A 19,070-nucleotide genomic window follows, 5' to 3' on the forward strand; every position below is an offset into this window, starting at 1 on the left:
CCGATTCATCAGTCCGGGAGGAATCGGGTTGGAAATCGTTCGACGCGCTCTGCGAAACCAAATTCCCGTCGCCCTAGGACGCTAGCGCGGAACGGAAGTTTCGATCGGTTCAAACAACACTTGATGCAGCTTGTTGAGTTCTTTCGGAGAGATCTTTTCAACCTTGCGGTCGTAGGTCATCAAACCATTGATTTCTCCTTCGACATCGGTCGTTTGTGTATAGACGCCGCCCGCAATGCCTTTCGCTCTGAGTTGGTTCAAGATGCTCAGCGACGTTTCATAGCGATCGTGATACTCAGACATCGTTTTCGGCAAACCGCCGTAACCCCAATTTTCGCGATCGGCGTCCCATAAATGGCCTTCGACCGGATAGCCGTGTCCGCCAAATTCACCGACGACTTTGACATAGTCATCGAATCGCGAGTCGTTGATCGGGAAAGCCGGATTTGGGTAAGCGTGTTCATCGGCGATATCACCGACCGGCCAAAAGTTGCCGCCGCTGGCGATATTGATCAAGCGACTCGGATCCCGTTTGACGGTCCACTTGCCTGTTTCAACGCTGCGGTGTTGGCCCCACGCTTCATTGAAAGGAACCCAAACGACGATCGATGGATGATTTTCCAGATTGCCGATCATCTGTTCCAATTCGAGCATGTATTGATCGTGGTTTGCGTTGCTCCAATCGGCATCGACGGGATCTGGCGCCATGCGTGTCCACGGTGGTCCCTGGCCGCCACTGACTTGGTCCTGCCACACCATCATTCCCAGTCGATCACAATGATAGTAGTACCGGCGAGGTTCGACTTTGATGTGCTTGCGAATCATGTTGAATCCGGCCTCTTTCAACCATTCGATGTCGAACAACATTCCTTCGTCCGACGGCGGCGTCAACAGTCCGTCAGGCCACCAACCTTGGTCCAGGGGGCCCCAATGAAAAATGACTTTACCGTTCATCGTCATGCGCCAATTGCCGTCCGCGTCGCGGACTTTGCCGACGGTGCGAATACCAGCGTACGAATCGACTTGGTCGATCATTTTGCCTGCCGCGTCAATCAACGAGACTTCCAATTCGTACAAATGCGGCGAATCGGGTGACCATAGTTTCGGTTGCGCGACGTTAATCGTCACGTGCCCGGCACCGGCCACCACTTCGCCGGCTATGTCAGATACTTCGGCGCCGTCATCGGCTACGACGACACGCAGTCTACAGTTTTGCGAATTGCCATCGACCATTCCCTTGACCGTGATCGTTCCCGTTTTCACATCAGTAGCGATCTTCAATCCGCTCAGGTGCGTTGCGTTGACTTGTTCCATCCACACCGTTTGCCAAATACCGGACACTTGGGTGTACATGATTCCGCCGGGCGAGACGACTTGCTTGCCGCGCAGTTGCCATGCTTCGGTTTCGTCTTCGACGCGGACCACCAACGTGTTCTTGCCATTCTCGATGGCTCCGGTGATGTCGAACGAAAACGGCGCGTTGCCGCCTTGGTGGCTGCCCACCGAGATTCCATTGACGAAAACTTCGCAGCGATAATCGACGGCTTCGAAATTCAGAAGCAAGTGTTTGTCTGCTTCGACTTTGGCGTCAAATTTGCGGTGATACCAGAGTGTTTCGGCTGCGTCCAACATACGTTGCGCGCCACCGAGTCGCGATTCCAAGCTAAACGGAACCAAGATCTTTCCGTCCCAATCGGTCGGCGTTTCTGTCTGTTGTACAGTGGTGACGCTGTAGTCCCACAAACCGTTCAGATTCGTCCATGCTTCGCGAGCCTGTTGGGGCCGCGGGTATTCGGTCCAAGCATTCTCTGGCGTCAACTCGCTGCCCCACTGGGTAATCAGATCTGATTTGAACGGCGACATCGGGGGCAACGCTGGCGGATCGTCGATGTCGATCACGTGGACGTCAATGTATTGGCCACCAGCGTCTTGGTGGCAATGGACGGCCAAAACGTTCTCGCCCTGCTTCAGAGTTTGACGGTGTTGGTCGTCAAGTGGCTTGATTTCGTAAGCGGTCGACCACTTGTCCAACGAGGTGACCAGCTTGCCGTTGATAAACACTTCGGCTTCGTCATCGTGATGAATCAGCAATCCGGGATGGTCCGGAATCTTTTCGAGCGAGAACGATTTTCGAACGTAGATGTGGTTCGTCTTCCATGTTGTCCCGACCCGAGCGGCCGGAGTGCCGCGGGTTCCGAAACCGCCCAGACCTTCTTGCCAACCACTGTCGTCGAAGGCAGGCAATTCCCATCCCGACTCGGGATCTTCGAACGTGTAGCGCCAAGCGTTCTGAAGCGGTTCGTCGGCGTATGTCTGATCCATCGCAAGCCACAATGACGCTACGAATAGCAAACCGACGCATCGAAGCGACGATCCGATCGTACGAAAAGTTGGTGGGGGAACCACAGGAAAATCTTTTGGTTAGCGAGACGGGACTGGGATCGGGATCGGTTGGACAGTCACAGCGACAACAACGGGTGCCGAATCGTCGACGCCTTTGAGCAGATCGATGGAATCGATCGTTTCCCCGCGTCGAGGTGAAATTTGAAGGTAACGCAGTTGCTGACCTTGCTCGAACCCGAATGCAAATTCGCTTCCGGGTACCTCGATTCGCGAGATGTAGTCGGCAAAGTGAACGCCGTTGATCAACGGGTGATCTTCGACGATTCCGTCGTGATAGTTCAAACGGACGGTCATCGTCAGCGACGGGTTGATGTGGGACGGGTAGCCCCAGCCGGCAACACCGGACAAGAAGTGGATGACGCTGGCCGGCATGTTGCAGGGTAGCCTGACCGACATCGGCATCGACGATGGGATCGGTGCCTTTGTGCAGTTCAGCATGATGACGTTGGGTCGTGACTGACCCAGCGGGTTGATCAATTGAAACGGAACGCCCTTGAATTCCTTGGGGCTCCAATCAACGAACTTAAAGTGGTCGGGTCCGTCATCCAGAAACATGCCTTTGGTGCTGATGGCGGTTGCGTATCGATCCAAGGGTATTGGAACAAACTCACTTTGACGAACCAGGAACTCCAAGAGGTCAGCCATCGAATCGACATCGATCGAATTTTCGAATCCAGTCGGCATGATCGAAACTCGCGAGGCAACCAATTGATCGATTTCGTCTCGCAAAATGTGGGCGATCTTGCCGTGAGCGTCGATCAGCTCCACCACAGCCTTCGACTCGCCGGCGAGCATGCCGGTGTGGACAACACCATTGGTCGTTAGCACCGTGTAAGCGAGATAGTTGCCTTCGACGCTTCGATCGGGATCAAGAATGTGAGTCAAGAGTTCTCGTTTGGGATGCACTGCCATGCCTGTCAAATCGGGGCCGACACGTTTTCCCAGTTTGCCGTGAAGGTGGCACGTCCCGCAGTGCTCGTTAAAGATTTCTTTGCCGCGTCCGATATCGCCACGCACCAACGTGGCACGCCGATATCGGTCTAGGACCTTCACACGATTGGGATCGGTTGCGGTTCCGCCAAGGGCGAGCAACTGATTCGCCATTCGTTTGACCGAAGTGTCGGGATGTAACGACAACGACCTTTGCTGTTCGAAAGACAACTCGCCAAGCGACACCTTTCCTTGACGGGCCGCGTCCAATAGGGATCGGGTCGATTCGGTGCGCTGCAGCAACAGATCGAACGCCGCTTGGCGGGCCGATGGGGTGAAGGCGGCAAGTCGTCCCACGACCTCGTCACCCAAACCGCTCCACTGACTTGCCTCCATCGTACGAATCAGTTTCACCGCAAGCGTGGGTTCCGTTCGCGGCGTGATTTCGTTGAACACATTGACAACGATATCGCGATCCGACGGCTGGTACTCGATCGCGTCCGTGGCGGCCGCAACGCGTTCATCTTCGCTCTCGTCACTATCGTGAACGGTGCGCATCAGATCGGCTACTAAGTCTTGACGGTATCGCGTCAATCCACGGCTGCTCCAACGAGACGCGAGTCGAATCAGCTTCCTCTTTGATTCCAACGAAACGCGTTCGAACACCGACTGCAACTTCTTGTCCGTCTTAGGGTCAAGCGTTTGGTGCGTCACGCCGCTGCTTCCCTTTGCGAATCCATCGATCACGCTGTCTAAAACGTCCGTCGATGCCAATGCCAGGTTTGCCAGGATTATCGGTTCATCACCGGCCGCTTCGCTTCTGGCGTGATGTTCGGCGACACGTTGGATGATCGATTGGCCCGAAGGCGGCAATTCGCTCGCCAGACCAAGCGTGTTAAGAAAGGGGCGACTGTATTGCGCTGCGGCACAAGTCAACGCGTCGGGAATCCAACGGTCCGCCATCGCGTTGTAGTTTTCCATGACGGCCAAAAGAGAGCTGGCTACGGATTTCCGGGTGTCATCGTCGGACGAGGTATCGGCCGAAAGACCCGCGACGCCGAAGTCCGAGAAAGCCAAGATCGCCGCAAGTTGGACTTGTCGATCACCATCGCTTAAAAGCTCGGCGTCCAACAGCGCCGATGCCGATTCCTTCGTCGGCGGCAGAACCATCACCGCGTTTCGGCGCACTCCCGACGACGGGTGACGCATTGCGTCATGGGCTGCATTGGTCGCATCCGCGTGCCGACCGTCAAGCAATCCCAAACCAGACAACGTCCACAATCCATGAATGGCGCCGACGTTCAAACCGATTTCGTCGGTCGTTTGGTCGCGAACCAATTCAATCAGTTCCGGTGCCACATCTGTATCGCCACGCTCGACGATCAACCGCTGCGCGTGTTTTCGAATCGCCATCGTCGAGTGCGATAACGCATCGACCCATTCGTCGGGGCTGACTTGGTGCAGATCCACCACTGGTTTTCGAACCCAATCATCAGCGACGATCCGATAGATCCTGCCGCGGCGATTGTCTCGCAGTTCTGTTTCGTAAGCTCCGCCCCGCCCCGTCTCGAAACCTTCGGGCGCCGGATTGTGCTGCATCACGTAGTTGTACCAGTCGGCAACCCATACTTGGCCATCGGGGCCGACCTCGGTCATCGTCGGAGCGGTCCATTCATCGTCGCTGGCCAACATATTGAAATCACTGCGGGAACTGAAATCGCTGCCATTGCGTTTCAGCAAAAACGCGCCGATCAAATGGCCGGTCGGACCGTTCACAAAAGCAACCGAGTTCCAGTATTCTTGCGGGTACTCCCGCGCGGTGTATAAGGCATGCCCCGTCGCCGATGTGTAACCACCTTGCCAGTCACCTTGGCGAATGTTTTCGGCGACCGGGTCGAACAAATGGTTGTCCGCGATCGACGATAGTGTCAATGAAGGCGTCCACCCCTGGACCCGTTCGTAATATCGATTCGCGATCGGCATGTAGACGCTGGGATTGCCGTTTGCGGTGGACCCGAAAACAAACCCTTCTTCGCTGAACCCGAGCCCCCAAGTATTGTTGTTGGTCGAGCGGATAAATTCGATCTCCGATGCATCGGGACGCATTCGAAAGAACCCCATGCGGAATCGAGACACGACATTGCCGCCGGCTTCAGGCTCGGATTGGTTGTAGCCCTGCATTCCCCAAATCCAATTGTCCAATCCGTATTGGAAATTGCTGACGCCGCCGTGCGTGTCTTTCAAATCCCAATTGGAAAGCAGAAGTTCGCGAACGTCGGCGCAATCGTCGTTATCACTGTCGCGAAGAAAAATCGTTTGGGTTCCGTTTTGAACGATGACACCGCCGCCTGAAAAAGCCATCGCCGAAGGTATGCTTAGGTTTTCGGCAAATACAGTGAATCGGTCTGCCCGCCCGTCACCGTCGGTGTCTTCGCAGATTCGGATTCGATCGTTGCCGAAACCGTCTTCGTGTAAGAGGTTGGGATAGTCGATCGTTTCGGCAATCCAAAGACGTCCTCGGTCATCCCATGCCATACAAATCGGTTTCCCGTTGATGTCAGGATCCGAAGCAAATAATTCGACGTGAAAGCCCTCGGGAACCACGATGTGCTTCAGCGACTCTTCCGCCGCCAAAGGTTTCTGCATCAAGTTCTCAGTATTCGGCTGGCCAGGCGCATCGTCACGCCCGAAGTACCTCGGCAACTTTCCACCAACGTCAACGAAGTCAAACGGCGGAAGGTCCGTTTGCAACGGCTTGATCTTAGGAATTGGAAATGCCTGATCCGCCAAATAGTCCCCGGCATCCCGAGGGTCTCGGCCGACCGACCAACGAATGCCTCGCTCGATTAGGTTCTGGAAGCCGGGGTTGGTCCACGTAACCGCGTCGTGTCCCCACGCGGTGTAGAAAACTCGCCCTTTGCCCTCGTGGCGAATCCATGTCCATGGCTCGCGACCTCCGTCGGTCAATCGATATTCTAAAACCGTTCGGCTTACGTCGTTGTGAAATTGATGCACATACGTCTCGTCCCAACTCTCAAAGCCTCCATAGCCGATCATCAAGGGATGTTCCGGACGAGCCACTTGGGCACGGAACACGCCCGCGCCGTGCTCCTTGAACTGGGCGCCGACGATGTCGACAAATTCGGGAATGTTGCGGAAGCAATCACTGGCACAATGAATCGGAACAAACGCGCCCCCGTCACGAACGAAGTTCATCAGCGCGTCGACATGGACACGATCGACGAATGCAATATCGGCAAATAGCAACACAGCGTCGAAATTGGCCAAATTCTTCGGCGTCAGTTCGGACGTTTCGTCGGTGTATGTCAGCGCAATGCCACGGTCCTGCAGCGTCTGGCGCAGTTCGCTGCAACGCAGTCGCGGTTCGTGGTTGCGTCCCGTGTCACCGAGAAACAAAACTCGAATGGTGCCAGAATCCGCATCGGCCGCAGCGCGATCCGGAAGCCCTGCGATCCACGCAACGAGAAACAACGATAGGGGAAGTAACTTGATATTCATTGGAAAGGCTCATTGTAAAACCGAGACCCTTGAATGAAATGCTAGAATGCGCAATTAACATGTGAGTACACGCAAACGCCAAAACTAGACCGAAATGAAGAAGAAGAAGGCAAAATCCGTCGCTCTGCTGATCGAGTCATCTAATGCGTATTGCCGCGGCATGCTGCAGGGGATCGCCGCCTACATGCACGAGAACGAACAGTGGTCGATTCGGTTGCCGGAACTGGAACGCGACGCACCGCCGCCACGTTGGCTAAAAACCTGGAAGGGCGACGGAATCATCGCCCGGATCGAAAACGAACAATTTGCCGACGCCCTGCGTTTTTCGAAAATTCCGTTGATTGACGTCAGTGCCGCGCGATGTATCCCAAAGCTTCCGCTCGTCGAGATCGATGAAGCCGGTATCGCCGAAGCCGCATTTGATCACCTACGCGAGCGAGGGTTCGAAAATCTTGCGTTCTGTGGTGAAGCGAAGTTCAAGTGGTCGACACTTCGTCAAAACGCATTCGTGAAACGGGCGGCAGATGCCGGTCTGGCGTGCAACGTTTTCCAGCCGCTCCGATCGTCGCGAGGGCGCGCATCAATTGACCGTGAAACGAAGGAACTCGCGAAGTGGCTTCAATCCTTACCACGTCCCGTCGCGGTTCTAGCTTGTTATGACCTGAAAGCGCGTCAGATTCTAGACATTTGCCGCGAAATCCCACTGAGGGTTCCCGAGGACATTGCTCTGTTGGGCGTCGATAACGATGAAGTGTTGTGCGATCTGGCAACGCCACCGCTATCGAGCGTGATCCCAGCATCTAGAAAGATCGGCTACACGGCTGCTCAGTCGCTCGATCACTTGATGCAGGGCAAGAAGCTTAAACATCATATCCAGTTGATCGGACCGCTCGGTGTTGCAACTCGCCAATCGACAGAAATTCTTGCCGTCGAGGACCTCGATGTTGCCGAGGCGATGCAGTTCATTCGTGATCATCAAAGCGAACATATCAACGTGCAGGATGTGATGGCGGTCGTTCCGGTATCCCGACGCTCGCTTGAAGTTCGTTTCCGAAAAATTGTTGGACGAACGATCTATCAAGAGATTATTCGCCTGCGCATCGACAGGATCTGCCAGTTGCTTGTCGATTCGAAACTATCGCTCGCTCAGATCGCCAGGCGGACAGGTTTCGATTCAGTCGAATACATGAGCGTTGCATTCCGCCGCGCAAAAGGAATGCCACCCGGCCGTTTCCGCAGAAACCAACCTTGAACCGGCGCGTAGCTCAAGTTTGTCTCGGCGGAAGCGTAAAGCGTGGCCGAATGGCCGGCAGTCGGAGAAATCGCAAACGCCCTCGGAGCTTTGGTCCGCTCTTGCAGACAAAACCGACAAACCTTAGCGACTGTCATTAAGGAACACGCAGAATTCGGTTTTCGCGAAGCACTACTGCGACAATGAAAACGCGTTCGGATTGTTCTGTACAATTAGCCATCGCTGGTCCACCGTGATTTCGGAGTATTGCGACTGCGATCCGTCGGGCCATGTCACGGTGACGTCATCGATTCGTTGTTCCTCACCCAGCCCGAATGAGACGACTTGTTCATTGCGGCAAAGATAGCCGTCGCCGGTCACGACCCAACCGGTCCATGTTTGATCGCCGACATTCACCTCGATCGTCGCTCCGATCGCATCGCGTTCGCTACTGACGCCCACCAACGACAATTGCAGCCAGTGATGGTCGGTTTGAGTTTGATTGATTAGCAGCCCCGACGGCTCGCCCATGTGAGTGACCACAAAGTCTGATTTTCCATCACGGTTGAAATCCAATCGGGCCATCGCGCGCCCGACGTGCAATGATCCAAAATAGCTTGACGGATCGTCATGACGTTGCAATTCAAAGTGATCGCCAAAGTTGGCAAACACCTGGGGTGGCTGCTGGAATGGCGACGTTGGCAAGTCCATATTTTCCACGTGCCCATTGGCAACTACCAGGTCCTCACAACCGTCGTTGTTGTAATCCAACGACTGTGACCCAAATCCCAAGACTTTGAAACTGTCGTCGGACAACTTCATCGACATCGCCCGGTCTTGGAACGATCCACCGTAATTCAAATACAAACGAGCGGGACTGTCTTCGAAATTAGTGACATGCAAATCGGGCGTGCCCGAGCGATCAAAGTCACCCATTGCAATGCCCATCGACGCCGTCAAGGATCCGTCGAATCCCAAGGAGTTGCCCGCCGTCGGTGCTGCGTCAAACCAATCCCCGGCGGAATCTCTTCGCCACAATTGATTCGCCCGGACGTCGTTTCCGACAAAGACTTCGTTGCCCGGAGACAAATCAAGATTCGTGATCACGATGCCTAACCCCGTTCGGCGATCCGAATCCAGAACGCTGACCGGTCGGCTCGTTCGGTCGCCCGACCCGAGACTTTCGCAGATGCGATCGATCGCCGGTTGGTAATCCGATGGCGCGACGATCTGCAGCACGCCCTCGCCGTCGACCTTGGGCTTGGCCGCGATGTCAGGATCACCTACGTAGTTTTCTTCGTAGATGTCCGGCAAGCCATCGCCCGATAAATCGGCCATCGCGATCGAAGTGCTTAACTGAGTTCGATCGTCACTTGAATCGATCGCTTCAGATCGAAACGTCCCGTCACCGTTGTTGATCATCAGTGTGTTGCTGCCGATATTAGAAATTGCCAAATCTGCAAACCCGTCCTGGTTCCAGTCGCCAGCGGTGACGCCGGTCGAATAACGTCGCTCGGTGGTTGCCGATAACTGCGTCACATCGACCAGCTGTCCACCGAGGTTTCTAAACAACTGGTTCGTCATGCGGCCAATGAATTCGGGCGGATCGGCGCCTCCCTGGGCAAAGTAAAGATCACACTCGCCGTCTAGATCAAAATCGATAACCGCAACTCCGCCGCCGACGCTTTGCTGGATCATGAATTGCGATTTTTGAACGACACTGGCGACTTGGAATGTGTGATTCAGACCAACGGCAACCGCGATGTCGTCGAAACGAGGCGGTTGGACCGAAGCGATAGATTGCCGCGATTTAGAAACGGATGCTTCGGCCAGCATCGCCGGGTCAACTAGGTTGGCGAAATCAACTTTCGGAAAACGGTTGATGTCCAATCCACACAGCCGAATATTGGCCGACGGAAACGCATCGCCCGACTGAACAAGGTCGAGCCTTTTTTGATTCAGTTCGTTAAGCATGTCCCGCGACTGGGGTGCAGCAGCGTTTGGCTGCTGGGAAATTGCAAGAGCGTTCCAGAGCACTGATTCGAGCGGACGGCCCAGCCCAACCAGCCCGTCGATCACCGTGTGGTAACGCGCGGCGTCGCCCTGATGAGTGGTTCCCAGTTCGTTGCTGGCGATCGTGACTTCGCGCAGCTTCGCTTGTTGCGTCTCCCACTTCTCAGCTTCAACATTCATGCCCAGTGCGACCAGCGATTGATGCATCCGGCGGTAAGAACGAGCATCGGTAGGATCGCGGAGAATCGCTTCGGCGAAAGCACCCACGGCTTCTTCGAAACGTTGATGGTTGACCATCCAAGTACCGATCGCCGACCATGTTTCGGCGTACGATTTGGTCGGCGTATCAAGTTGCTCCATCCAACGTAGTAGTCGTTCGTCATCCTGCATTTCCGCCAAGCATCGTCCGTAGAACGCACGGACTGCCGGAGGATCCGCGGTATCAACACCGTCATCACCGAACGCGTCAGCAGCTAGGGCGAACTTTTGTTTGGTGAACAGCACACGGGCGCGGCCACTGGGACCGAACGGGATTTCGGTGTTGGTATCGCTTAGCACCATCAACGAATGCAGTTCGTCTTGGCGAACGTCGCCGATCTTGCACAACAAACGAACATGGCGAGCTGCTTCATGTCGTCGCCCCAAGTCGTTGTAGAGCGATGCGAGGCGGCGATGGGCTAATGCTGACGTTGGGATCAGCTTGATAAGTTTCAAGTAGCGGTTAACTGCATCGTCGTACCGCTTCAGCTCGACACATAACTCGGCGGATCGTCCGATTGTTTGGATCGCCAATCCGTTTTTAGAAACGGGTATTTCGTCGAGCAGTTCGATCGCTTGGGACGTCTCGCCCCTGGCGTGGAAAACGATTGCCATCAAGAACAAGGCTTCTGAATCCGTTGGGTAGATCGCAAGCAACTTCATCAGCGATTCGTTAGCGGATTCCCAATGCTCTTGATCGATTTGTTGTCGCGATCGTCGGATTGAATCGACGCGAACCGATGACAGAGAATCTATACTCGCGTCCGGCGGCGGGTCCTCATCGAGCGTTCGAGAAGCAGTCTTGGCAACCGACGATGCCGATGCTGCCACACCATTCGACGACGGGTCGTCGTCAAATGATAAACTACGGTTGCAGCCGATCTGCAGCGATAGGGATATCGCGATTGCGAGTCCCAACAAATACGGAGGTCGGCGGAACCGATTGATATTCAAACCAGTAGCTTCCTTACTTTTGACCTGGTCGCTTGTAATCGCTCGGGGCGTTGGCTGCGCTCTGAGCCGCCATTTCTGCTTCGATCGTTGCCTTGTCTTTTGCAACGGGTTCGTTGATCACGGCTTCGCCAGATCCACTGCCACAGCCCGAAAGGGCGAGAGTCAACGTTAGAATGGCAAACAGAGGGAGTACTTTTTTCATAGGTATCGAGAATGTTATGAGAACGGGAGGGAAGTATTTCAATGGTTAATCGGATCAGCGCTCACGCATCGTTCGCCTGAACTCTTCATGAAAAGAAGGGTGAGGCAGACGCCCCACCCTTCTTAGATTTCGACAACTGCAAATCTTGTTTGCGGTCGATCAGTCTTCTAGTGAGAGCGTTTCCTTGCTGGCGATTGTGCCTGCGGCACCCCAAACGCCATACGGGCTTTCTTTGCCAAGTCCGCGACCTTGGTCCAACAACGGAAGCGCTGTTTGATCGCCGGTGTCGATCGAATCGGTGATAAACTTGACGGCTCCGTCACCCATCAACACGTGAGCACCGCCTTGGTGCCGGCTCGATGCGCACCACATTCCGTTGTTGTCCCACCAACGCATCACGTTGTAACTGTTAGGCGGACGGATTGAGTGGAAGCGAGTAAACATTTCACGACCGTTGGCCCATTGGCGTCCCCGACCCCGGTCATCGTTCCCAGGACTCAACTGAACGTCGCGACCGGTATAAAACCGTGGGCGCAGTGGGTCGACCATGATTCCGCCTTCGCCGGCTTGGGTCGCCCACGCTCCGGGCGATGTGCCTTGCATGGCACCTTCGGCACGAATCGCGGCACCCGAAAGTTCCATTTCACCAGTGTCAGCGATGATCTCGCCACACATCAATGAACCGGACAGACCGTCCAAGAAGTCACGAAAGCGAGTCGTGTGACGTGCTTTGAAAGCGCCGCGAGCATACTTCTTAGCATTGCCTTCGCCCCAAGTCGCGTCGGTCACGGTGTTACCATTCTCTTCGATTCCGATTTCTGTTTGTTCCCAGAAACAATCGCCGTGCGAAGCGGCATAGTTCGTGTAGGCGGGAAGGTCGGCCGATGGTACCGAAGGATCGCTCGGGCAACGGAAACCAGGAACTTGAGTGATCCAAGGCGCGTAGTTGTTGCGAAAGGGGACTGGCCCCATCGCTGGGTAAGTCAGCACAATTCCACCACCAGCATCCAACAACGGGCGCGGATTGGAAATTTGCTCCCACAAACCTTGCTGCTCCAGGAATGGAAGCGTTCCAACCAAGAAGCTCAATCGCCCCCTGTTCGATGTGTTGTCGTTTCCGCCTGGCGAAGCATAAGTTCCGCCGAATTGCTTCGGCAATTGCTTGTATGCGGAATGATAGTTGTGCAGACCAAGTCCAATTTGCTTGAAATTGTTGCTGCAGCTCATTCGTCGGGCAGCTTCACGTGCCGCCTGGACCGCCGGCAGCAGCAGTCCAACTAGGACACCGATGATCGCGATGACCACCAGCAGTTCGACGAGCGTAAAACCGCCACGTCTTTTTAATGCAGTTCGCATCAAATGCTTCCTCAGAAAAGGGAAAATGGAATTAGAGAACATCTACTAGAATTTCATGTCACGAACCGACCGACAGGAACTTCCACAAAGTCGTCGTCTCCGCTCGGAAAACGATCAATCAAACCCGTCAATGACATGTGAAACAATCGTCCTAGCAATGAGCCCAGATTCCAATGCGAGAACACGCAAAAAACATTAGTTTTCGCGCAATCGGAGGCGGCATAATGGACCTCACCCTGCTTTTTCAGGATAAGCTGCACCCAGTAACGCGAATCGGCAGGTGATCGCGGAGGAAGGGCAACGATCGGGAATCCGACTTGTGTCTATCATTTCTCAGAACTGCCAGAGTGCTTTAACCTTACCCCTTGGCGTCGATGCGAATTCTAGCCTTCACGAATGCCGCCTTGTTGGTTCTCGCCGCGATCGCGGCGTCGTCGTCCGGATGCAGTCGCGCCTCCACCAACGATCGGATCATTGACGGCGAGTTGGCTACAGACAAACCTCCAGCCGTACTGACCCCGAACGACCGATTTAAACAAGCCGGCCAAGCAGCCGCGAAAGGTGATTGGGAATCGGCGGAGAGTTTGCTGCGCGAACATTTGCTAACCCAGCCCACCGATACGCAGCTTCACTTCCAGTTGGCGGCAATTGCCGAACAGCAAAACGAGAACGATCGAGCCATCAACTTGCTTCAGTTCGTGGTCGAAGCGAATCCGCAAACCGAGATCACGATTTATGATCGCCTCGCCCGTTTGATGCTGACCCAGGCCCGCGCAATCGACACCGTCCAGTTGTACGAACAACTGACGCAGCGGCATCCGACGGTTGTCGAACAACGATTCGCGCTAGCCGGGTTCGCGTCGATGCTGGGTTTGGAAAAAACGGTGATGGATCAACTGAAATGGTTAGCCCAACACAACCAAGGTGAAGACGAAGGTCTTGCGGTTCTCGCGCAACCCGCCCAAGTCGAGCCCGACCCCGAAATGTGCCGCAAGCTGCTCGATCGCAACCCCAACGACTTGCGCCCGCATTACGGACTCGCAAAAATGGATGCGATGAACCAGCGCTGGGACGCGGTCGTCGATCGATTAACACCCGTTGTCAAAAAGCACCCGGAATTTTTAGAAGCGTCCGCGTTGTACGGCCGCGGCTTAGCAGAAGCCAGCCAGTCGCTAGACCTGCAGCTTGAAAACTTGGAACGCTGGGCGGCCGATGTGCCCGACGGAATCGAGGAGATGCCGGACTATTGGTTGGCTGCGGGAGTCTGGGCTGATCGTCAGGGCAATCATGAATCGGCCGCGCGCGCATTTTACGAAGCCGCCAAACACGAAGACGCCAACAATGGCGAAACTCTCAACCGGCTTGCGCGTTCGCTTCGCCAGGTCGATCGTGACGCCGAAGCCGGTCGCATCGAGCAACGCAACCAACGCCTGACTCAATTGCATGAAGCGACCAAGACTTTGTACGAGCGCGAGACTAGATCGCAAACGTGGGCTTTTAACATTGCCGACGCGATGACAAGTCTCGGTCGTCCGTGGGAAGCCGAAGCGTGGGCGCGATTGGCGATGACACTTCCCGACGATCATGTTCCCGACGCGCCAGCACGTTACTTAACGATTCGTAAGCAGTTGAAACCCACGACGCCGTGGCAGTCCGCAGCAATGATCGACGAACTGAAAGACTCGCTTGCTGATCTTCCCCACATCGATTGGAGCCGCGCAGACAAGGACTCGCGACGTATCGAAACAAAACATCAGGGCAACATCCGATTCAGCGATGCCGCGAAGTCGTGCGGACTGATCCACACGATGACCTTTCACTCGGATTTCGACAATCGTGGATTTTCGATCTTTCAAGGCAACGGCGGCGGCGGCGCGATCATCGATTTTGATCTCGATGGTTGGCCCGATATCGCATTGGCCAATTTGAATGGATGGCCGATGAAGGATGACTCTGGCACCGATCGGTTGTTTCGAAATCGAAACGGCCATTTCGACGAAGTCACCGGCGCAGCCGGATTCATCGACCACGGCTTCTCGCAAGGCATTTCGTCGTGCGATTACAACGCCGACGGTTTCCCCGATCTATCGGTGGCCAACATCGGCCGAAATCGACTGTTTCGCAATCAAGGTGATGGTACGTGGGTGGATGTCACCGACCAAGTCAGACTAAGCGGCGAAAGGTGGACTTCATCGGTGGCAATTGCCGACTTTGATGGCGATGGATTTGCTGATATTTTTGAAACGAACTATTGCGCCGGACAACGTCCCTACGAAAAAGAATGCAGCAGCCGAACGACGGGCCGATTGACCAGTTGCACGCCGCTGGATTTCGACGCCGAGGCCGACCGAGTTTGGGCCGGACGCAGTGACGGCACTTTTGAAGATAAGACCAGCACTTGGATGGCGAACAATGATCCAAACCCAGGCCGTGGGCTAGGTGTCTTGGCGGCGAATTTAGACGGTTTGCCGGGACTAGAAATTTTTGTCGCCAACGACATGTCAGCGAATCACCTATGGTCGTCGTCGCGCGATCCCGGTGAATTCGTGATGAACGAAATCGCGACGGCACGCGGTGTCGCGCTCAGCGGCCGATCGTTGTCGCAGGCATCAATGGGCATCGCCCAGGGCGATCCAGATCACGATGGTGACCTCGATTTGTTTGTGACGCATTTCTTTGATGATCACAACACATTTTACGAACAAATTAGCAGCGGTGTTTGGGCCGACCGCACCCATCGTGTCGAACTGGCCGAACCGTCGATGAAACAACTCGGCTTCGGTACTCAGATGGTTGATTTCGACAACGACGGGAATCTGGAATTGTTCGTTGCCAACGGACATGTCGGCGATTTGGGAAGAGACGATACGCCGTTTCAAATGCCAGCCCAAGTGTTTCGATTGCGAACTGATTTGCGATGGAAAATTCTCGATCGATCGAAACTCGGTGACTACTTTACGCAAGACCATGTCGGACGCGCAGTCGCCACCTTGGACGCAAATCGTGACGGGTTGAACGATCTGTTGATCACGCAGTTGATCGAACCAGTCGCGTTGCTGATCAACGAAACCCATTCGACGCATGACGGTGCATCCGTAGGGCAATCGGTCGGCATGACTTTGATCGCGACGCAAAGCCACCCGGACGCGGTCGGTGCGACCGTTCACGCGACGATCGATGATCGCATGCACAACGCCCAGGTCACCGCCGGGGACGGATACATGTGCTCGAATCAACATCGATTGCCGATCGGATTGGCGGGCGCGTCAGACATCACCGAATTGACGATCGATTGGCCATCAGGCAACCGGCAAACGTATCGTGAGATCGCTGGCGGCGCGGACTACTTGTTTGTCGAAGGCCAAGACGAACCGTTTCAGTTGTTCGAACACGTCCCCCATTCACCACCAGTCACCCAAGAAACCATCACGCCCGAGTAGGATGGCGATCGTTCGCACCCAAAATCCCAAACAGCGGTGAGAAAATTCTGACTTCCTCGGTCATAGAGGGCGATTTGGCTCGACCACTTGGTAGTCACTCACTTTCTCGAAGGAGACCCAATGTGTCTGATCCTGATGTCCCTGACTGGGGAAGAGTCATTGAAAAACATGCGGATCGCGTCTTTCGCATCGCGTACCGCATCCTGGGATCGGTTCACGATGCCGAGGATGTCAGCCAAGAGGTCTTCACCGAGGCAATGGCCGTTCACCAATCTGGACCGGTGCGCACTTGGACAGGCTTGATGGTTCGCTTGGCCACCGTTCGCTCGATTGATCGACTCCGCCGCGACCGTGGACGGCCGGAACCGTTGCCGAGTGTTGATGTTGTTTCATCGGCACAGCAACCGGACCAACAACTCATCGCGACCGAACTCGCGACGTGGCTTCGCGCGGCAATACGAAGTCTGCCGGATCAACAGGCCGCAGTCTTCAGCCTCGCGTACTTTGAACAGCTTTCCCGAAACGAGATCGCAACGGCTCTGGATGTTTCGCCAGAAACGGTATCCACAACGCTCTACAAGGCTCGCAATAAACTCTCCAGCCAATTGGCTGTCGTTCAAGGAGATCATTCATGAATCCAAACTCCGATAACCAAAACCATCCAGAACTGGATGGGCAGCTTGAAACGGCTGTGTGGGCAGTGCTGAGTGATCCTGTTCCTGCCGACGCGATCGAACGCGTGAAGCAACGGGCCTATAGTGCGGCAACGGTTCGATCGACAACGACAAGCCATCCTGTCGATTCGCGGCGGTACCCGGTCGTCTTACGATTTGCGGTCGCAGCGTCCGTCTTGGCAGCGATCGTTAGCGGTTTCGCTTTGATCGGGATTCCGTTCGAGAATTCCAACGTCTACGCACAGGCAGTCAAACGTCTGGAGTCACTTACATCGATGGTTTGCCAAGTTCAGTTCTCATCTACGGGAACACTCAATGAAATGGTCAGTATGGAAGGCTACCAGAGGGTCGTCTATCTCGCTCCGTCGCAGCATCGCATCGAAAACGATCGTTTGCGGACGGTTCAGATCATTGATCGAAAACAGAACCGCATCGTTCTATTGCAGGAAGACACGAAACAGGCAATCGTCATGGAAGGCCCTTCAGCTTTAGTTTTGGATGCAACGTCTCCAGCGAGGTTGATCGAAGCGTTGCTGCACCATTTTCGTGTCGACAGAATCGGCGACGAGAGTGTCAAATCGCTCGGTACGCAGATGCGAGACGGCGTCACATTGGAAGGGTACGAATCAACCCTCGGTGGCGAAGTCGTCCGAGCATGGTTCGACGTAGAAACACTCGCGCCGGTGATTGTTGCCGTCCGGTTTGAAATCCCGGCACACATGAACGATGGCGAACCCGTGCCAATGTGGCGAATCATGTCCGATATTCAAATGAACGTCGATGTCAGCGAGGATCAGTTTTCCACCACCCTGCCCAACGGTTTCGAGTCGCTGGTCGTTAGCGAAGATCCTCAAGATCTTTCGCCGGCGAAGCTCGACGACGTCATCGAGATGTTGCGACTGTGCGCCCAAGCGAACGAATCAAAGTTCCCGCTTTGGTTGTCGATTGGTGATTCAACCGGCACGCAGATGGAAATCCTAAGCAAGTTTGCCGCTTCGCTCGAAAATCAGGTGCATAACGGAACCGAATCAGAAAAGGCTGCGGCACTAGAATCGGCTCAGGAATTTGGTGCCGCTATCGGGCGGGCGATCGCATTTCAATTTTCGATGAAACCAGAGAATGACTGGAACTATTTCGGTGGTGCAGAATTGAACCAATCGAATCGCCCGCTGTTTTGGTACTCGCCCGAAGCAGACGATCAGTACACGATCGTTTACGCGGATCTGAAAACCAAGCAGGTCACTCGAGCTGAACTGCCCGCGCAGCCAGACGCGGTTGTGCGACCGGAATCGTCTCGCAATGCGGTGCGAGTCTCTACGCCTCGATTCGAGTTGCCCGCCAACGCCATCGATGATTTCGCGAAGCTGCAAGCGATTCGCGAGCGTGGTCGGCAAGCCGAGGTTGAATACCTGGATTTGGGAAGGATGCGTGAATTCCGTGAGTCTCAAGTAACGTTTGTGCCGGGTGAAGAAATCGTCATGCAGGAGGTGGACTCGAGCTGGAAGCCGGACCGCGACGGAAGCTCCTCGCGTTTCGCGTTCTTGAAGGAATTCACTCATTTGAAAGGACTCAACTTGATGCACCTTTATCTGACGCAAAACGATCTGGACACGATTGGCAGTCTCACCAGCCTGCAACGGCTTTCACTGAGCGGTGTTTACGTTTTCGATTCTTCATCTCGACGAATGATTGGGGATGACCTCACCAGGCTCTCATCATTGAAGTCTCTGGAATTGCTTGATTTAAGTCAATCAAACTTCGTCGGAGGTTTGAAACACATGCAAGAACTACCCAGACTACACACGCTTTACCTCGGTTCATTCGAGCATCTCAATGATGCGTCGATTGGCGAGCTGAGCGTATTGAAAAATTTGGAAACTCTGGTGCTCGCACCGGTCTATGCAACGAATCCGAAGACTACGGTGACTAACGCAGGACTGGAGAGTCTGAAAGATTTGTCACGTCTGAGGACCTTGTACGTTGGCTACCACGGCAAATGGACGCTCCCCATCGACCAACTGCGAGAATTGCTTCCTGGTGTCGACGTGCGATCACCTGTAGAAGGTGTGTCACAGACTCGATAGCGGCGG

General features: G+C 54.8%; 9 protein-coding genes. 4 read left to right on the forward strand and 5 right to left on the reverse strand.

The genetic code is table 11. The features are described 5' to 3' along the window. Positions 1-81: 81 nt before the first annotated feature. Positions 82-2,322, reverse strand: a complete 2,241-nt coding sequence (locus Poly59_RS03680; RefSeq protein ID WP_146532677.1) for a glycoside hydrolase family 2 protein — start codon at positions 2,320-2,322, stop codon at positions 82-84. A 99-nt stretch (positions 2,323-2,421) separates the two neighbouring features. Then, on the reverse strand, positions 2,422-6,852 hold the full coding sequence (locus Poly59_RS03685; protein ID WP_146532678.1) for a PVC-type heme-binding CxxCH protein: 4,431 nt from the start codon (positions 6,850-6,852) through the stop codon (positions 2,422-2,424). A gap of 94 nt (positions 6,853-6,946) precedes the next feature. On the opposite strand from Poly59_RS03685, the gene Poly59_RS03690 reads away from it, so the two are divergent. Then, the gene (locus tag Poly59_RS03690; protein WP_146532679.1) at positions 6,947-8,104 is read left to right on the forward strand and encodes an AraC family transcriptional regulator; all 1,158 of its coding nucleotides are present in this window, start codon (positions 6,947-6,949) and stop codon (positions 8,102-8,104) included. Between the two features lie 171 nt (positions 8,105-8,275). Here the strand turns inward: Poly59_RS03690 and Poly59_RS03695 are convergent, their stop codons facing one another. From Poly59_RS03695 to Poly59_RS03705, 3 genes are all read right to left on the reverse strand, one after another. After that, complete coding sequence (locus Poly59_RS03695; protein ID WP_146532680.1) at positions 8,276-11,308, reverse strand: FG-GAP-like repeat-containing protein; 3,033 nt, start codon at positions 11,306-11,308, stop codon at positions 8,276-8,278. Positions 11,309-11,321: 13 nt separating this feature from the next. Then, positions 11,322-11,510, reverse strand: coding sequence for a hypothetical protein (locus tag Poly59_RS03700; protein ID WP_146532681.1), 189 nt, complete (start codon positions 11,508-11,510; stop codon positions 11,322-11,324). A 159-nt stretch (positions 11,511-11,669) separates the two neighbouring features. Further along, a complete protein-coding gene (locus tag Poly59_RS03705) occupies positions 11,670-12,866 on the reverse strand; it encodes a DUF1559 domain-containing protein (RefSeq protein ID WP_146532682.1) in 1,197 nt (398 codons plus the stop codon). Between the two features lie 374 nt (positions 12,867-13,240). Here Poly59_RS03705 and Poly59_RS03710 point away from each other — a divergent pair, with 374 nt between their 5' ends. The 3 genes from Poly59_RS03710 (at position 13,241) to Poly59_RS03720 (ending at position 19,064) form a co-directional block, all read left to right on the forward strand. After that, positions 13,241-16,306 (forward strand): FG-GAP-like repeat-containing protein, encoded by a 3,066-nt coding sequence (locus tag Poly59_RS03710; protein WP_146532683.1) that lies wholly within the window; start codon positions 13,241-13,243, stop codon positions 16,304-16,306. 122 nt (positions 16,307-16,428) lie between these two features. Further along, complete coding sequence (locus tag Poly59_RS03715) at positions 16,429-16,941, forward strand: RNA polymerase sigma factor (RefSeq protein ID WP_222436033.1); 513 nt, start codon at positions 16,429-16,431, stop codon at positions 16,939-16,941. Then, a complete protein-coding gene (locus Poly59_RS03720; RefSeq protein WP_146532685.1) occupies positions 16,938-19,064 on the forward strand; it encodes a hypothetical protein in 2,127 nt (708 codons plus the stop codon). The genes Poly59_RS03715 and Poly59_RS03720 overlap by 4 nt, the downstream gene beginning before the upstream one ends. Positions 19,065-19,070 lie beyond the last annotated feature (6 nt).

This window comes from Rubripirellula reticaptiva (genome assembly GCF_007860175.1).
GTDB classification, from domain to species: domain Bacteria; phylum Planctomycetota; class Planctomycetia; order Pirellulales; family Pirellulaceae; genus Rubripirellula; species Rubripirellula reticaptiva.